The sequence below is a fragment of the Acinetobacter sp. Ac_5812 genome (genome assembly GCF_013072695.1).
Lineage (GTDB): Bacteria > Pseudomonadota > Gammaproteobacteria > Pseudomonadales > Moraxellaceae > Acinetobacter.
Window position 1 is genome coordinate 35,276 of record NZ_LXUK01000005.1, and the last position, 15,765, is coordinate 51,040.

Annotated in this window: 14 protein-coding genes; 7 read left to right on the forward strand and 7 right to left on the reverse strand. The window is 43.0% G+C overall.

All coding sequences use genetic code 11. The features are described from left to right. Positions 1 to 6 precede the first annotated feature (6 nt). The 6 genes from ispG to A7P55_RS03635 all read left to right on the forward strand — a co-directional run bounded on the left by ispG (position 7) and on the right by A7P55_RS03635 (position 6,582). Entirely contained in the window at positions 7 to 1,122 is a 1,116-nt protein-coding gene (ispG, locus tag A7P55_RS03610; protein WP_004802647.1) for a flavodoxin-dependent (E)-4-hydroxy-3-methylbut-2-enyl-diphosphate synthase, read from the forward strand. Beyond that, positions 1,119 to 2,411 carry a histidine--tRNA ligase gene (gene hisS, locus A7P55_RS03615; protein WP_171551122.1) on the forward strand — a complete coding sequence of 431 codons (1,293 nt, stop codon included), beginning with the start codon at positions 1,119 to 1,121 and terminating at the stop codon, positions 2,409 to 2,411. Before ispG ends, hisS begins: the two co-directional genes overlap by 4 nt. A 29-nt stretch (positions 2,412 to 2,440) precedes the next feature. Beyond that, positions 2,441 to 3,139, forward strand: coding sequence for a tetratricopeptide repeat protein (locus tag A7P55_RS03620; RefSeq protein WP_171551123.1), 699 nt, complete (start codon positions 2,441 to 2,443; stop codon positions 3,137 to 3,139). Next, positions 3,139 to 4,281: an outer membrane protein assembly factor BamB gene (gene bamB, locus A7P55_RS03625; protein WP_171551124.1), complete on the forward strand. Its 1,143-nt coding sequence runs from the start codon at positions 3,139 to 3,141 to the stop codon at positions 4,279 to 4,281. The genes A7P55_RS03620 and bamB overlap by 1 nt, the downstream gene beginning before the upstream one ends. Before the next feature lie 176 nt (positions 4,282 to 4,457). Continuing rightward, the gene (der, locus tag A7P55_RS03630) at positions 4,458 to 5,867 is read left to right on the forward strand and encodes a ribosome biogenesis GTPase Der (protein WP_004802653.1); all 1,410 of its coding nucleotides are present in this window, start codon (positions 4,458 to 4,460) and stop codon (positions 5,865 to 5,867) included. A 61-nt stretch (positions 5,868 to 5,928) separates the two neighbouring features. Beyond that, positions 5,929 to 6,582, forward strand: a complete 654-nt coding sequence (locus A7P55_RS03635; protein ID WP_171551125.1) for a 4'-phosphopantetheinyl transferase superfamily protein — start codon at positions 5,929 to 5,931, stop codon at positions 6,580 to 6,582. Positions 6,583 to 6,604: 22 nt separating this feature from the next. Here the strand turns inward: A7P55_RS03635 and A7P55_RS03640 are convergent, their stop codons facing one another. Then, positions 6,605 to 8,071, reverse strand: coding sequence for an NCS1 family nucleobase:cation symporter-1 (locus A7P55_RS03640; protein ID WP_171551126.1), 1,467 nt, complete (start codon positions 8,069 to 8,071; stop codon positions 6,605 to 6,607). A 192-nt stretch (positions 8,072 to 8,263) separates the two neighbouring features. Between A7P55_RS03640 and A7P55_RS03645 the strand changes: the two genes are divergently transcribed. Then, positions 8,264 to 8,977 carry an aspartate/glutamate racemase family protein gene (locus A7P55_RS03645; protein ID WP_171551127.1) on the forward strand — a complete coding sequence of 238 codons (714 nt, stop codon included), beginning with the start codon at positions 8,264 to 8,266 and terminating at the stop codon, positions 8,975 to 8,977. 123 nt (positions 8,978 to 9,100) lie between these two features. Here A7P55_RS03645 and secF read toward each other — a convergent pair whose 3' ends face one another. The 6 genes from secF to A7P55_RS03675 all read right to left on the reverse strand — a co-directional run bounded on the left by secF (position 9,101) and on the right by A7P55_RS03675 (position 15,654). After that, the gene (secF, locus tag A7P55_RS03650) at positions 9,101 to 10,069 is read right to left on the reverse strand and encodes a protein translocase subunit SecF (protein ID WP_159414281.1); all 969 of its coding nucleotides are present in this window, start codon (positions 10,067 to 10,069) and stop codon (positions 9,101 to 9,103) included. A 10-nt stretch (positions 10,070 to 10,079) separates the two neighbouring features. Then, on the reverse strand, positions 10,080 to 11,981 hold the full coding sequence (gene secD, locus A7P55_RS03655; protein ID WP_016162592.1) for a protein translocase subunit SecD: 1,902 nt from the start codon (positions 11,979 to 11,981) through the stop codon (positions 10,080 to 10,082). Between the two features lie 51 nt (positions 11,982 to 12,032). Further along, positions 12,033 to 12,362 carry a preprotein translocase subunit YajC gene (gene yajC / locus A7P55_RS03660; RefSeq protein ID WP_004802702.1) on the reverse strand — a complete coding sequence of 110 codons (330 nt, stop codon included), beginning with the start codon at positions 12,360 to 12,362 and terminating at the stop codon, positions 12,033 to 12,035. 108 nt (positions 12,363 to 12,470) lie between these two features. Then, positions 12,471 to 13,601 (reverse strand): tRNA guanosine(34) transglycosylase Tgt, encoded by a 1,131-nt coding sequence (gene tgt, locus A7P55_RS03665; RefSeq protein WP_171551128.1) that lies wholly within the window; start codon positions 13,599 to 13,601, stop codon positions 12,471 to 12,473. A gap of 423 nt (positions 13,602 to 14,024) precedes the next feature. Then, positions 14,025 to 14,594, reverse strand: coding sequence for a LemA family protein (locus tag A7P55_RS03670; protein ID WP_004802705.1), 570 nt, complete (start codon positions 14,592 to 14,594; stop codon positions 14,025 to 14,027). A gap of 31 nt (positions 14,595 to 14,625) precedes the next feature. After that, on the reverse strand, positions 14,626 to 15,654 hold the full coding sequence (locus A7P55_RS03675; RefSeq protein ID WP_171551129.1) for a hypothetical protein: 1,029 nt from the start codon (positions 15,652 to 15,654) through the stop codon (positions 14,626 to 14,628). Between the last annotated feature and the right edge of the window lie 111 nt (positions 15,655 to 15,765).

Here is a 15,765-nt window from a genome sequence, read left to right on the forward strand (position 1 = left end):
TATACGATGATTGTGAATCCAATTAAACGCCGTCCAACACGAAAAATCCGTGTTGGTTCAGTGTATGTCGGTGGTGATGCCCCGATCAGTGTTCAAAGTATGACCAATACTGAAACCTGTGATGTGGATGCAACTGTGGCGCAAATCCAGCGCTGTGCAGATGCAGGTGCGGATATCATGCGTGTTTCAGTACCGTCGATGGAAGCAGCAGAGGCGTTTGGCGCGATTCGTAAACGCGTTTCTGTCCCTTTGGTGGCAGATATTCATTTTGATCATCGTATTGCTTTAGCGGTTGCGGATTATGGCGCAGACTGTTTACGTATCAATCCGGGTAATATTGGTTCGGATCAGAAAGTACGTGAAGTGGTCGCTGCAGCAAAACATCATGGGATTTCGATTCGTATTGGGGTCAATGCCGGGTCTCTGGAAAAAGACTTACAAGTGAAATATGGCGAGCCAACAGGGCAGGCCTTACTTGAATCGGCAATGCGTCATATCGACATTCTCGACCGTTTAGATTTCCATGAGTTTAAAGTCAGTGTTAAAGCATCGAATGTGTTTCTGACCATGGATGCCTATCGCTTGCTGTCACAACAGATCGATAATCCGTTACACCTTGGCGTAACTGAGGCAGGGATTTACCGTACGGGTACAGTCAAATCAGCAATTGCCTTGGGCGGACTGTTGATGGAAGGCATTGGCGATACCATGCGTATCTCGCTTGCGGCTGAACCAGAAGATGAAATTAAAATCGGTTTTGATATTTTAAAATCCTTGGGCTTACGCTCAAACGGGATTAACTTTATTGCTTGTCCAAGCTGTTCACGTCAGGAATTCAATGTGATTCAAGTGATGCAGGCTTTGGAAGAGCGTTTAGAAGATATTCGTACCCCGATGGACTTGTCTGTGATCGGATGTAAAGTGAATGGTCCTGGTGAAGCCAAAGAAGCTGATATCGGGATTGTCGGTGCATCACCGCGTTCACTGGTCTATCGAAATGGTGAAAAGAGCCATTTAATTGATACAAATCAGCTGGTTGATGAAATTGAAACAATGGTTCGTCAACGAGTTCAAGAGCTTGAAGAAGCAAAATCTAAAGTTATTATTCGTAGTTCATCATGAGTTCAATTGTCGCTATCAAAGGTTTTAATGACACCCTTCCAACGCAAACTGCGGCTTGGAGAAGTCTGGAACAACAACTTGCATCGTTAATGGATGCATATGGTTATCAACAAATCCGTTTGCCAATCGTTGAGCAAACAGGTCTATTCAAGCGTGCCATTGGCGATGCGACCGATATTGTTGAAAAAGAAATGTATACCTTTTTCGACAAAGGCACACCGCCAGAATCACTGACCTTGCGTCCTGAAGGAACGGCGGGTTGTGTGCGTGCGATGCTAGAGCATAACCTGTTGCGTGGTGCGACACCACGCGTCTGGTATCTCGGGCCCATGTTCCGCTATGAAAAACCACAAAAAGGTCGTTATCGCCAATTCCATCAATTTGGTGTGGAAACTTTTGGTGTCGCAACGCCAGATATTGATGCTGAAATCATTTTAATGACCGCGCGTTTATGGAAACGTATGGGTGTGGCTGCGAATGTTCGCTTAGAGTTAAATACTTTAGGTGAAAGTGATGAGCGTGCAGAATATCGTGCGGCTTTGGTTGAGTTCTTAAATCAGCATAAAGAAGCATTGGATGAAGATTCACAACGTCGTTTAAGTACCAATCCATTGCGTATTTTGGATTCTAAAATTGAATCAACGCAAAAAATTTTGGAGAATGCCCCAAAGTTGCATGATTTCTTAAAAGAAGATTCAATCAATCACTTTCAACAATTACAGCAATACTTAACGGATGCTGGTGTTGAGTTTGTGATTAACCAAAAGCTCGTTCGTGGTTTGGATTACTACAACAAAACGGTATTTGAATGGACCACCACCATGTTGGGTTCACAAGGGACGGTTTGTGCAGGTGGTCGCTACGATGGCTTGGTTGGCCAGTTGAAAGGTAAAGCGGATCAGTCTGTACCAGCGGTTGGTTTTGCCATGGGGATGGAGCGTTTGTTGTTATTGGTCGAGCAAGTTGCGCAAACCAAAGATGTCCGTGATTGTGAAGTGTTTTTATTGGCTGAGCCGGCGTATCAAGCCAAAGCCTTGGTCTTGGCTGAACAAATCCGTGACCAGTTAGAAGCAGCGAACAGTTCAATCCGCTTAAAAACTGGATCTCAAGGTAGCATGAAAAGCCAAATGAAAAAGGCCGATCAATCAGGTGCAACCTATGCGGTGATCTTGGGCGAGCGTGAGTGGGAATCTCAGCAGTTATTGGTGAAAGAGCTTGCAACGGCTGAACAGGCACAAGTGGCTTTAACTGAACTGACGCCATTTTTTATCGAAAAATTTAAACAATAAATTGCACAATTTAGGAAAAGGACAATCACATGAGTTTAAGTGATGATGAACAACTCGACCAGTTAAAGTCGTTTGCCAAAAAATATGGTTCTGCAATGATTAGCGGAATTCTCATTGCCTTGATTGCCTTTTTCGGATGGGAATACTGGCAAAAGAAAAACCTTGCTGAAGCCCAGAACCAAACAGCAAAGGTACAGAAGTTGATGGATGAGGCGAAAGCGGCATCAGGTCAACCGAATGCCTTTGCCAGCTTATCTGAAACAGCGGATAAAATTGTGAAAGATGATGCGGATTCTGCACAAGCGATTCAAACCCAATTTATCATGGCGAAACTTGCTTATGACAAGCAAGATTATGCTGCTGCTGAAAAAGCCTTGAAGAAAGTTGAAACTTCAAAAGTCAAAGATGCTGGTTTAGTTCAAATTGTTAAATTACGTTTAGCGGATGCGCAATTGGCGCAAAGCAAATACAATGACGCTTTAAAAACCTTAACGAGCGTGACTGATCCAGCGTTCAAAGCGACTGCTGATGAACTTCGCGGTGATATTTTTGTTGCGAAAAAAGACAATGAATCTGCGCGTAAAGCATATCAAAGTGCATGGGATAACCTGCTCGAGCGTAAACAAGAACGTCAGCTTTTACAAATTAAACTCGAAAGTGTTGGCGTTTTAGTAGATGATCCTGAGTTTGAGCGCCCGATCTTAGATACCAAAGTGGATGAGTCTTAATGCAGAATAAACTAAAATTACCTTTGGCAATTGCAATTGCTTCAGCTTTACTGGTTGGTTGTTCAAGCAATAAAGTAAAAGAAGCAAAACCGAATCCATTGCCAAAAATCACGCAAGAACAAAATTTAAACCTTGTGTTTTCACAAAGTGTCTCGTCTACCGATGCTGCTGAAGCTTTACGTTTGCAGTTGGATACAGACAATGGTGTTATTTTTGCGATTGATCCAGATGGTCAGGTTTCTGCATACAAAGGTAAACAGCGTCTTTGGAAAAGTAAAATTACCAAACAAGAACTCACTGCCGGTGTAGAAGCGGGTGAGGGAATTGTGGTGAGCGGTAATCGCAAAGGTCAGTTATTTGCTTTAGACCAAGCCACAGGTGAGCAGAAGTGGACCGCGAAATTGTCGGGTGCCATTTTATCTCCGTCGTTGATCCAGTCGGGTCGTGTGATTACTATTGCCAATGATGGTACGGTATTTGCGCATGATGCAGCGACAGGACAACAGGTTTGGGCATATAAGTTACCCAATGTTCAGTTTAGTTTGCGTGGTCAACCAGCACCTGTTCGCTTAGATGAGCGTACTGTGCTAATTGGTTCTGCCAATGCCTATGTTTATGCTTTGGATATTATCAGTGGTGTACCGCGTTTCCAACGTCGTGTAGCAATTAGTGAAGGTCGTTCTGACATTCAGCGATTAGTGGATGTGGTGGGTGATCCCGTTGTTTCAGGTCAATATCTGGTGACAACGAGCTTCCAAGGTCAAGTGACGGTGACCGATCTTGCAACACAACGTGTGGTGTGGAGCGAAGATGCGAGCAGTACCAATAGCGCTGAAGTTGCGGATGATAAAGTTTTCGTTGCGACGACAGATGGCAAGTTGAATGCATATAACTTGGCAACAGGGGAGTTGGTTTGGCAAAATGAAGAATTGCTGAATCGTAAGCTCAGCAATCCTGTCATGCTAGGACAAAATCTGGTCGTGGGTGATTTGGATGGTGTACTGCATTTAATTAACCCTGCTTCAGGTAAGCTCATTGGTCGTGCGAAAACCAGTGGTGAAGTACGTTCATTGCGCGTGATTGATAATCAGCTTTATGTTGCAACACGAAAAGGTGCATTAACCATTTGGCAGAATCGTTAATTTTGTCTTAGCTTGTGGTAAAATGCTCAATTAGCTATTGCTAATAAAAGAATGATCGGGGGTTTTGTTTAAACAAATCCCCGAATTTTTATTGTGATTACTTGATCACCAAAATCTTCCATACTGTTTCTGATACGATGTCATCAACGATGGCTCGTCTGAATTAAGGTTAATCTATGAAACCCGTTATTGCGCTCATTGGTCGTCCAAACGTCGGAAAATCAACGCTATTTAACCAAATCACCAAAAGTCGTGATGCTTTGGTTGCTGACTTCGCTGGTTTAACTCGTGACCGCAAATACGGCGATGCGGTTTATCAAAACAAATCGTTCATTGTTGTCGATACGGGTGGTATTGGTGAGAACGAAGGTGGTATCGACTCTTATATGGCAGAGCAGTCGAAAACTGCGATTCATGAAGCAGACATCATTGTGTTTGTCGTCGATGCGCGTGCTGGCCTCTTGGCGTCAGATGAGCAAATCGCTCGTGAACTTCGTACTTTAGGCAAGAAAGTATATCTGGTTGCCAACAAAGTCGATGGTGTACATGCTGAAGCTGCTCTGGTTGAGTTTTATAAGCTTGGTATGGGTGAGCCATTACAAGTTGCGGCGAGTCATGGACGTGGCGTGCAACAGATGCTTGAAGATGTCTTGGCTGAGGTTCCAGAAGATGAGAATCCAGAAGAACATGACAAAGCAACAGGTTTACGCTTAGCCATTATTGGTCGTCCTAACGTAGGTAAATCAACCTTGGTTAACCGCCTGTTGGGTGAAGACCGTGTCGTTGCATTTGACCAACCGGGTACAACACGTGACTCGATTTATATTCCTTATGAGCGCGATGGTCGTCAATATACCTTGATCGATACAGCAGGTGTACGCCGTAAAGGTAAAGTAGAGGAAATGATTGAGAAATTCTCAATCGTGAAAACTTTACAAGCGATTAAAGATGCGCATGTGATTGTAGTGGTACTCGATGCCCGTGAAGGGGTGGTCGAACAAGATTTACATTTGATTGGTTATGCGCTTGAAGCTGGTCGTGCCATGGTGATTGCGATCAACAAATGGGACAACATGACCGAGTATGATCGTAAACAATGTAAGTTGGATGTTGACCGTCGTTTTGACTTTATTCCTTGGGCCAAAGTACATTTAATCTCAGCCTTACATGGCACGGGTGTTGGAGAAATGTACCCAACCATCCATCGTGCTTATGATTCATCACACTTAAAAGTTTCTCCTGCAAAACTTACTCAGATTTTGAATGATGCAACTGAAGCGCATCAACCGCCGATGATCGGTGGTAAACGTATTAAAATGCGTTATGCGCATATGGGTGGACAAAACCCACCAACCATCGTGATCCACGGTAACAAGGTTGATAAGACACCTGCGGACTATCGTCGTTATTTAGAAAATGTATTCCGTAAAGTTTATAAACTGGAAGGAACGCCGGTTCGTGTCGATTTCAAAACATCGGATAACCCATTTGAAGGGCGTAAATCTCAAGTTGATGAACGTGTAGCGGCACGTAAACGTCGCTATGTTCAGAAGTTCAAGAAAGCGGAAAAGAAATTCAAACGTTAAGTTGGTCTTGATGATAAAAGCCCAAAGTTTGCTTTGGGCTTTTTTATAGGGAGTATAGCCAATGACGCTACGTGAAATTGAAATCCATGTTCAGGCATTGGCACAACTGCTTGAAAAGCCTAAAACTGATTTTGCTGATTTAAGTAGCTTTAACCATTATAAAAAACAGCAGATCAGGGACTACCGTAATCATCTGTTGGCGGAACGATTGCAAAGTGAAGTTGCAGCACTTAGTTTTTCCAAGCATGAACATGGTAAGCCCTTTTTAAGTTCGCATGCCTTGCATTTTAACCATACCCATAGCCAGCAATATTATGCCTTAGCGATGAGTGAACGGGTCAAAGATCTTGGGATCGATGTCGAAGAACTAGATCGGAAAGTGCGTTTTGATGCCTTGGCACAACATGCGTTTCATGCCGAGGAATATCAGACTTGGCTGCAGCAGGATCAGGATCCAGAATATTGGCTGCGGGTCTGGACCACCAAAGAGGCGGTATTGAAAGCGTCAGGTCTTGGTATTCGTTTAGACCTGAATAGTTTGAATACGCAGGTGCACCCATCCCATCATGGTGGTATGTGTTCACACCCTTTAATCGGTCACTTTGCCTATCAACATTTTATTCTCAATCAGAAGATGGTACTGACCATTGCATGGCGGGCAGAGCCATCTTGTCGTGGTTTTCAGTTTCCACGAATTCAGATTATTCAGCATTAGCGAACAACCACCATCAATGTAGTCATTGATGGTTTTGAGGAAGATTCAAGCTTTGCTGATGATGGATACTTTTTGCTTTTATAACAACACTTTCCCGAGAGAGGCGATAGTAAAAACTGCTGCCCAGTATGACCCCAATAAACCAGTTAAACGGTGCCAAAAATTGAAAACTCGGAACAAGCACCAACAACAGACCGATACTGACTGCTGCCACTAAGCTGATCACAGCTTTTTTATTGATGCCTTTTTGATAGTAATAGGCTGCAGTGGGTTGATCGCTAAATAAGTCATCGACCCGCACTTTTTGTTTGTTAATCAGATAAAAGTCAGCAATTAGAATACCAAACAGTGGACCGATAAAAGCCGCTAAAGTATCAAGGGTATAGTGAATCAGTTCTGGGGAGTTAAATAAATTCCATGGCGTGATAAATACTGAGCCGATCGCTGCAATCATGCCTGCTCTGCGAAAATTAAGAAAACGAGGCGCGAGATTAGAGAAATCAAAACCTGCCGAAACGAAATTCGCCACAATATTAATGCCAATGGTCGCGGTTAATACCGTCAATAAACCGAGCACCACCACAAATCCGTTATCGATCATGGCAACCGTTTCGAGTGGGTCATGCACCATTTTTCCAAAAACACTAAAGGTACCAGAAACAATCATCACCACAATGATAGCAAAGAAAATAAAGTTAAACGGTAGTCCCCAAAAGTTCCCTTTTTTAACCTGTTGCATATTTTTGCCGTAACGGGAGAAATCCCCAAAGTTGAGTAATGGGCCTGAGAAATAAGACACCACCAATGCAATGGCAACAATGGTTTGCATGATCTGCTGATTGACGTTGAGCTGTTTGTCACTGAGATTAAAGGAAATATGACGCCAACCCGCTTTCCACACCAGCCATAATGCCAATGCTAACATCACTACATAGACCATTGGACCTGCCCAATCGATAAACACCTTGATGGTGTCCATCCCTTTCCAGAAAACCAATGCTTGTATCGCCCAAATAAAACCAAAGCAGATCCAGCCAATCGTGCTTAGACCTGCAAATTCAGTCAGTGTAAGCGGGTGTAAGGTTGGATAGAACTTGAGTAGAATCATCATTAGTGCATTAGATGCTAGCCAAGTTTGAATGCCATACCAAGAAACCGCAATCAGGCCGCGAATTAAGGCTGGAATATAGGCCCCATAAATCCCGAAGGCTTGGCGAGAGATCACAGCATAGGGAACACCTGAAATTTGGCTGGGCTTAGCCACCAAGTTCGCCGCAACTTGGACAATCACGATACCAATGAGTAAAGCAAGCAGAACTTGCCAGCTGGCAAGACCGAGTGAAAATAAGCTCGCTGCGACCACATAGCCGCCCATACTATGCACATCAGACATCCAAAAGGAAAAGATGTTATACCACGTCCAATTTTGTTGCGCAGGGATGAGATCTTCATTGGAGAGTTTAGGACTATAGTTCGGGCTATCGCTCATGACGGGTCTTCAAGATAAACTACTGTTCAGACCAGTTATGCATAAATTAAGCCATCTTCTTTTTATTGGTTTAATTTTTTAATTAATTTATTGATTGTATTTGTTTAAATATTTAATTTTATATTTTAACTGTTCAGACCAGTTAGTTTGAAATATGATCAATCTTATTTTTTGAATTAAAAATGTGCAGAAATGAGAAACGCGACCCGAATTCAAATCATTAATCCGAATACCTGTGTCGAAATGACCACATCAATTGCTGAGGCTGCACGTCAGGTAGCCGCAGCGGATACCGAAATTATGGCGCAGTCTCCCGAAAAAGGCGTGTTATCGATTGAGGGGCATTATGATGAGGCAATGTCTGCTATTGGGGTGCTTGAGTTAATTCAACAAGGCAAAGCACAGCAGGTCGATGGGCATATTATTGCTTGCTTTGGTGATCCTGCTTTGCATGCGGCCAGAGAATTGGCTCAGGCACCTGTGGTTGGCATTGCCGAAGCTGCATTTCATATGGCCAGTTTGGTGGCAACAAAATTTTCGATTGTGACCACCTTAGCCCGAACCAAAATTATTGCTGAACATTTATTACATCAATATGGCTTTGAACGAAAATGTGCACAGATTCGATGCATTGATCTTCCGGTATTGGCATTAGAACATGATAAGCAAGTGGCCTATGAAAAATTATTGGCAAGCTGCCAGCAAGCCAAAATGGAGGATGGAATTGGAGCGATCGTCTTGGGCTGTGGTGGCATGGCCGAGATGGCGGATCAGGTCAGTCTAGAGTTAGGAATTCCGATTATTGATGGGGTTCGGGCTGCGGTCAAATTGATTGAGGGCTTACATGGTTTAGGCATTCAAACCAGTAAGTGGGGAGATTATGATTATCCCTTAATGAAAGGATAATAAAGCGCAACTGCGTGTGGAAATATAGATGATGAGCATCTGTTTAAGTTCAGCTTTTCCTTAAAGCGCATACAACAATGCCAGCATTTCGCTGGCATTGTTGTTCAATCCAAAGAAAGGAGATTAAGGAATCTCTTCTTCTTCAAATTCAGGTTTAACTTGAACAATAAAGTCCTGACGATTTAGACCACGCCATAAGGCGAATGCTGTACCGATATAGATCGATGAGTAAGTACCGACAAAGATACCGACAAACATTGCCATAGAGAACCAGTGTAAGCCATCACCGCCTAAGAACATCATGGCCAGAACCACGAGTAATAAGGTCATCGAGGTGTGAATGGTACGACGTAAAGTTTCTGTTAAGGCGATATCTACGATTTCACGAGGACTTGCACCGCGAATCTTACGGAAGTTTTCACGGATACGGTCCGAAACAACGATGTTATCGTTGAGTGAGAAACCAATCACCGCAAGTACAGCCGCAAGTACGGTTAAGTCGAATGGCCATTGGAACAGCGCAAAGGCACCAAAAATGATGATAATGTCATGGAATAATGACATTACAGCGCCGACTGCCATTTTAAACTCAAAGCGAACGGTGACGTAGATCAACATTAATATCAATGCCAGCGCAACAGCACCTGCAGAGCGTACATAGAGTTCATTACCAACCGCACCACCGACAGAGTCCACTTTGTGAACTTCTACGGTGTTATTCGGCAATTGCACTGCTTTCGTGATGCTATTGCTCAGGTCTTCAACATTCAGGTCTTCTTGTACTGGCATACGTACGATGAGGTCAGTGCTACTGCCTAAGGTTTGTACCACAGCATCTTTAAAGCCTGCACGATCAAGTGCTTGAACCACTTGAGCAGGTTGAACACCTTGCTTGTAGTTTAACTCAGCCGAGATACCACCGGTAAAGTCCAAACCAAGATTGAGGCCTTTGGTTACGATAAAGAAGATACTGGCAATGGTAATCAGGATCGAGAAGATGGCCGCAGGTTTGGCAATCTTCATGAATGGGATGATTTTTAGATCATCTGGGCGACCGTATTGCTTTGAGTCTTGTTGAGTCAGATCAGTCATGTGAATCTCCTTAAATACTCAACTTGTTCAAATTACGGCGTTTGCCATAAATGAGCTGTACGATTGCACGGGTTACTGTAATTGCAGTAAACATCGAACAAATAATACCAATCATCAAGGTGACTGCAAAACCTTTGATCGGACCTGTACCAATTGCGAATAAAATAAACGCAACAATGAACGTGGTTAAGTTCGAGTCAAGAATGGTGTTATAGGCACGATCATAACCTGCGACAATCGCCTGTTTTGGCGAGGCGCCCCAGAGCATTTCCTCTCGTATTCGTTCACAGATCAGGACGTTGGCATCGACCGCCATACCAATGGTTATCACGATACCCGCAATACCTGGCAGGGTAAGGGAGGCCCCAATCCAAGACATCACCGTTAAGATCATGGCAAGGTTGAAGACCAAGGCAAAGTTCGCAATTAAACCAAATAAACGGAAGAACACCACCATCCAGATCGCAACCAGCAAGAAACCGATTTGGGTCGATAATACACCCTTATCAATGTTTTCTTGACCAAGGCTTGGACCCACGACACGTTCTTCAACAAAGTACATTGGCGCAGCCAAAGCACCCGCACGCAGCATTAAGGCAAGTTCTGCCGCTTCTTGAGGAGAATCTAGACCGGTAATACGGAATTGTGAGCCCAATACCGCTTGAATGGTTGCAGCGTTGATCACCACAGATTCAGTATATGGGGTACGAACTTCAGTCTGAACACCCGTGTTTGGATCAGCCACGTAAGAGATTTTTTGTTTATTTTCGATAAACAAAACCGCCATACGTTTGCCAACTGCACCACGAGTGGCATCTGCCATCAACTTACCGCCAGAAGAGTCTAGGGTGATATTTACTTCTGCACCACCAGAGTCTTGGCTAAAGCCAGAACTTGCGTTTTGAACACGTTCACCAGTCAAAATACGGTTACGCTGTAACAGCAATTGACGACCACTGTCTAAAGACTGATAAGCAAAGACTTCAGTTCCCGGAGGAAGCGGCTGACCATTATATTTACCTGTATATGGATCGATATATTGATCATTACTATCTGCAACCAAACGGAACTCTAAGTTCGCCGTACGACCCAAGACACGTTTTGCTTCTGCGGTGTCTTGTACGCCTGGTAATTCAACCACAATACGGTTGCTACCTTGGGTTTGTACCAGTGCTTCTGCCACACCGAGTTCGTTAATACGGTTACGTAAAGTAGTTAAGTTTTGGTTGACTGCATAAGATTGAATTTCCTGACGACGAGTGTCGGTATAATTCAATCTTAAGGTTGCACCAGATGAGGTTGCAACCGCCTGCTGAGTAAATTCATTACCATTACGACGTAAAAAATCGGCCGCTGCATCACGGTCTGCATTGCTGGCAAACTGGACGGTAATAGTATTGTTATTTAAAGCAAGGTTGTTAAATTTGATTTTGTTATCACGGAATTGACGACGCAAATCAGTCGCAGATGTTTCCATACGCTGACTAATTGCTTTATCCATGTCGACTTCGAGCAAGAAGTGTACACCGCCACGTAAGTCCAAACCGAGTTTCATCGGTTTTGCCCCAATCTTTTGCAACCATTCTGGTGTGGTCGGCGCAAGGTTGAGGGCAACTACATAGTCATCACCTAAATCACGGCGTAATACTTCTTTGGCTTTTAACTGTTCTTCAGAAGAGTTTAAGCGTAATAATGCCGCGTTGTTGGTAAAGCTATTGTCGTGACTGCTAATGTTGGCAGTTTTTAAAATCTGCTCAGCTTTTTGCACGATCGTCTGATCAATTTTGGTGCCTGCTTTTGCCCCAGAAATTTGGACAGCAGGTTCATCTGGATACAGACTTGGAAGTGCATATAACGTACTGATCACAAGTACCACAAGGATCAGTAAATATTTCCATGCAGGGTAACGCATTCGCTTTCTTCTTAAATGAAAAAGTCGTGCTGAGGCACGACTATTTTATGATTAAAGGTTATTTAATGTGCCTTCAGGTAATACTGAAATGACACTCGCACGTTGGATTTTTACCTCAACACCGCGAGTGAGTTCAACTACTGCAAAGTCACCTTCAAGCTTGGTAATTCTCCCCATTAAACCACCAGCAAACACGATTTCACTGCCTACACCCAAGCTTTCGATTAAAGAACGATGTTCTTTAGCACGTTTTGCCTGAGGTCTCCAGATCAAGAAATAGAAGATTGCGATGAATACCGCGATCATCAATAAGTTTGCCATGAGGCTTGGACCTTGTGTCGCAGCAGGAGCCGCGTGAGCAGTAGAGATGAAAAAACTCATTTCGATTTCCTAAAATTAAAAGGCAAAAAATTAACAATAAATTCCAATTCGTTTTGCAATGTACCTTGTCTTGCGATCAGGCGCAAATCTTGATGCAAATCGTTCCGCTTAGTCCTCTGGACATGCTGGAACTTCTAATCCACGACGGGCATAAAAGTCCTGAACGTACTCATCAAATGTGCCATTATCCAATGCATCACGCATACCTTGCGTTAAGCGTTGGTAGTAACGCAAGTTGTGGATGGTGCCAAGCATTGATGCCAGCATCTCTCCACACTTCTCTAAATGATATAAATAGGCACGACTGAAGTTTTTACAAGTGTAGCAATCACAATGCGGGTCTAAAGGACCTTGATCGTGACGGTAGCGACTATTACGGATTCTGACCAGACCATCGGTGACAAAATAATGACCATTACGTGCATTACGGGTTGGCATCACGCAGTCAAACATATCGACACCACGACGAACCGCTTCTACGATGTCTTCTGGTTTACCCACACCCATTAAGTAACGCGGTTTATCTTGTGGCATTTTTTTGGGTAGATAATCAAGTACCTTGATCATTTCTTCTTTCGGTTCACCGACCGATAAGCCACCAATTGCATAACCATCAAAACCAACTTCTAACAAGCCAGTGAGTGACTCATCACGAAGGTCTTCATACATGCCGCCTTGAATAATGCCGAATAAGGCATTTTTATTGTTAAGCGCATCATGGTGGTGGGTTTTACAACGTTTCGCCCAGCGTAAAGAAAGCTGCAATGATTTTTGCGCTTCTTCATGGGTGGCAGGGTAAGGGGTACATTCATCAAAGATCATCACGATATCTGAGTTCAATACATGTTGGATCTCCATTGAAATTTCTGGAGACAAAAACACCTTTGAACCATCAATCGGAGAGCGGAAGGTGACACCTTCTTCTTTGATTTTACGCATTGCGCCCAAGCTAAACACTTGGAAACCGCCTGAGTCGGTCAAAATTGGTTTATCCCATCGGATAAACTCATGCAGACCGCCATGCTCTTTAATCACTTCCAAACCTGGACGTAGGTACAAGTGGAAGGTGTTTCCTAAAATAATTTGTGCCTGAATTTCTTCAATGTCACGAGGGAGCATGCCTTTAACCGTACCATAAGTACCCACAGGCATAAACACAGGGGTTTCAACCACACCATGTTCTAAAGTAAGTCGACCACGACGGGCGCGCCCCGACTGGCCTAATTTTTCAAATTTCATGTAATAACCTGAGCAAGATCGAAGTGCTACTTTGATTGCAGCGCAAGGAGGCGAAAAAACAGTTCGCTGATCGAAAGCGGCTATTTTCCCCGATTATGGCGTGTAGTTCTACTACTAAATGTAGCGATAGATAAAATAGATTTAATTTAATAAATTTTGAATGATATTTGTTTGAATGTTGAGAAGTAAATTCTTATTTACATTAATAAGGTTTTTGCATTTTGTAGTGCGAAATTTGTGAGGAAATTTGCTATCGAGATGGCGGCATGGATGCCGCCGCGTTAGACTGCGGTAGCAGGGATGTACTGTCAGTCTAACAAATGGTTTTGGTTACTTTTGCCAAAACAAAAGTAACTCCAACTGAAGGTTTTTGCTGAAATGAGTGAGATAACTGTAAGACGCTAAAATGTTATAACTACCGCACTAAAAATTCGGTTTATAGTCAAAATTTTCAGTCGCCAGATTATCTTTAAATGGGCGAATCGCTTTCTTGGACAAGGTCAGGGTATTGATCAAGTTGTTTGGAAACACCTCGATCTGGTTATTAAACAATTCCACATTGCGGTTAAAAATGGTAATTGCAGCACCGACATTTTCGTTTTGTTCCTGAATATCATCCATCATCTTGCTATACAGCGCATCTGCTTTCAGTTCAGGATAATTTTCAACCACCACATTCAAGCTACGAATCAGTTCCTTACTCATTTTCTCAATCTGTTGTAACTGTGAAATATCCGTGTCATTCACATTCAAGTTGAGAATCTGTTGACGTAACTCAGTGACTTTTTCCAAGGTGGATTTTTCGAACTGAGTATATTGATCCAGTGTTGCTTCCAAGGCTTCTAAAGTCTTTACTTTTTGACGTTCGAAGTTGGCTACTTCTGACCATGCCCGTTTGGTGGCATTAAAATACCGTACGATGTTGTTGCGAATAGAAATGCCCCACACGATCAGTGCGACAAAAATTCCCAAGAAGATCAGTAAACCTGTCATCGCCATTCCCCTTATTGTTATTGCTCAATGATTAGCGAATTAAATTCAGCATCAATTGTTGAAACTTATGATATTGCGGCATGGTCATGGTTCTTAAGTGTCCACGTAATGCTGGAATATCCTGAATGTCACTGCGTTTGCTGGCGGTTTGGAAAAGATTTTGTTCGCCGACGTAACACATGATTTGCTCTTGATGATGATAAATTAAATCACCTGTAAAATGTTGAAAAAAATCATGTAGTTTTAAGGTCAGACTAGGGCTCACCTCTTTTGCGAGTCGGTGCTGATCTAAGCCAAAAATATTCAATTCTTGGTTAATCAAAATATCGCTGCTTTGCCATGAACTGATGTAGGGTGCAAAGAAACGAGAGCGCTGATTGCTGACGGCAATTCCTAAAGCCGGCATTTGAAAAATAAACGCGCCCCACAAATCTTTATGGATTTCTTTAACGATTTTTTTATCACTACTCTGATCCTGCAGGATCGGCATTTCACTGACATAGTGATACTGAAATAGTAGAACTTGATGTTCTGTGTTGCCATCATGCCATGTGGTCGACGCGTATTGGGTAATCTCGTTGGATTCATTACCCCGATTAAATAGGGGGAAATGTTGCTTTAACTTGCTGATCACCAAAAGTGGCTGCGCTTGAATGGGTAAATAAGCAGGGAGTTGCTGGAACTGCAAACCATAGCGCAATACCGTCATGCGTTCTTCTAGATAATGAATGACGCGTGTTAATGGTTGTTGTGGTTCATAGAGCAAATAGGCCAGAAAACCAGTCAGGAATGCACCCAGTAAACTCCAGATATATTGAATATGTGGATGTAGAAAATAACCAAAGATTAATGTGCCTACGCTGATCAATGCGAATAAATAAGGCAGTACATTAAAAAAACGCAGGCTGTGATCGTCACGCCAAGGATGCAGTGCATCTAGTAGGGCTTGATCGCTATGTGCTTTCTGTCCAACATCCCACAGTCGTGCAATATTGCGAAAAACCTGCGCATTTTTTTTACGCCTGATATGCAGCGCTTGTTGTACAGTGTCGATTGGCATGGAAATAATCGTTTCATTATAATGGGGTGGTCTTGTCTGAATTATGCGTTAAATTTCAGAAACTAAGAAGTCTATAATCTGAATCTAGCTGTGTTTTATTATTTTGAATGA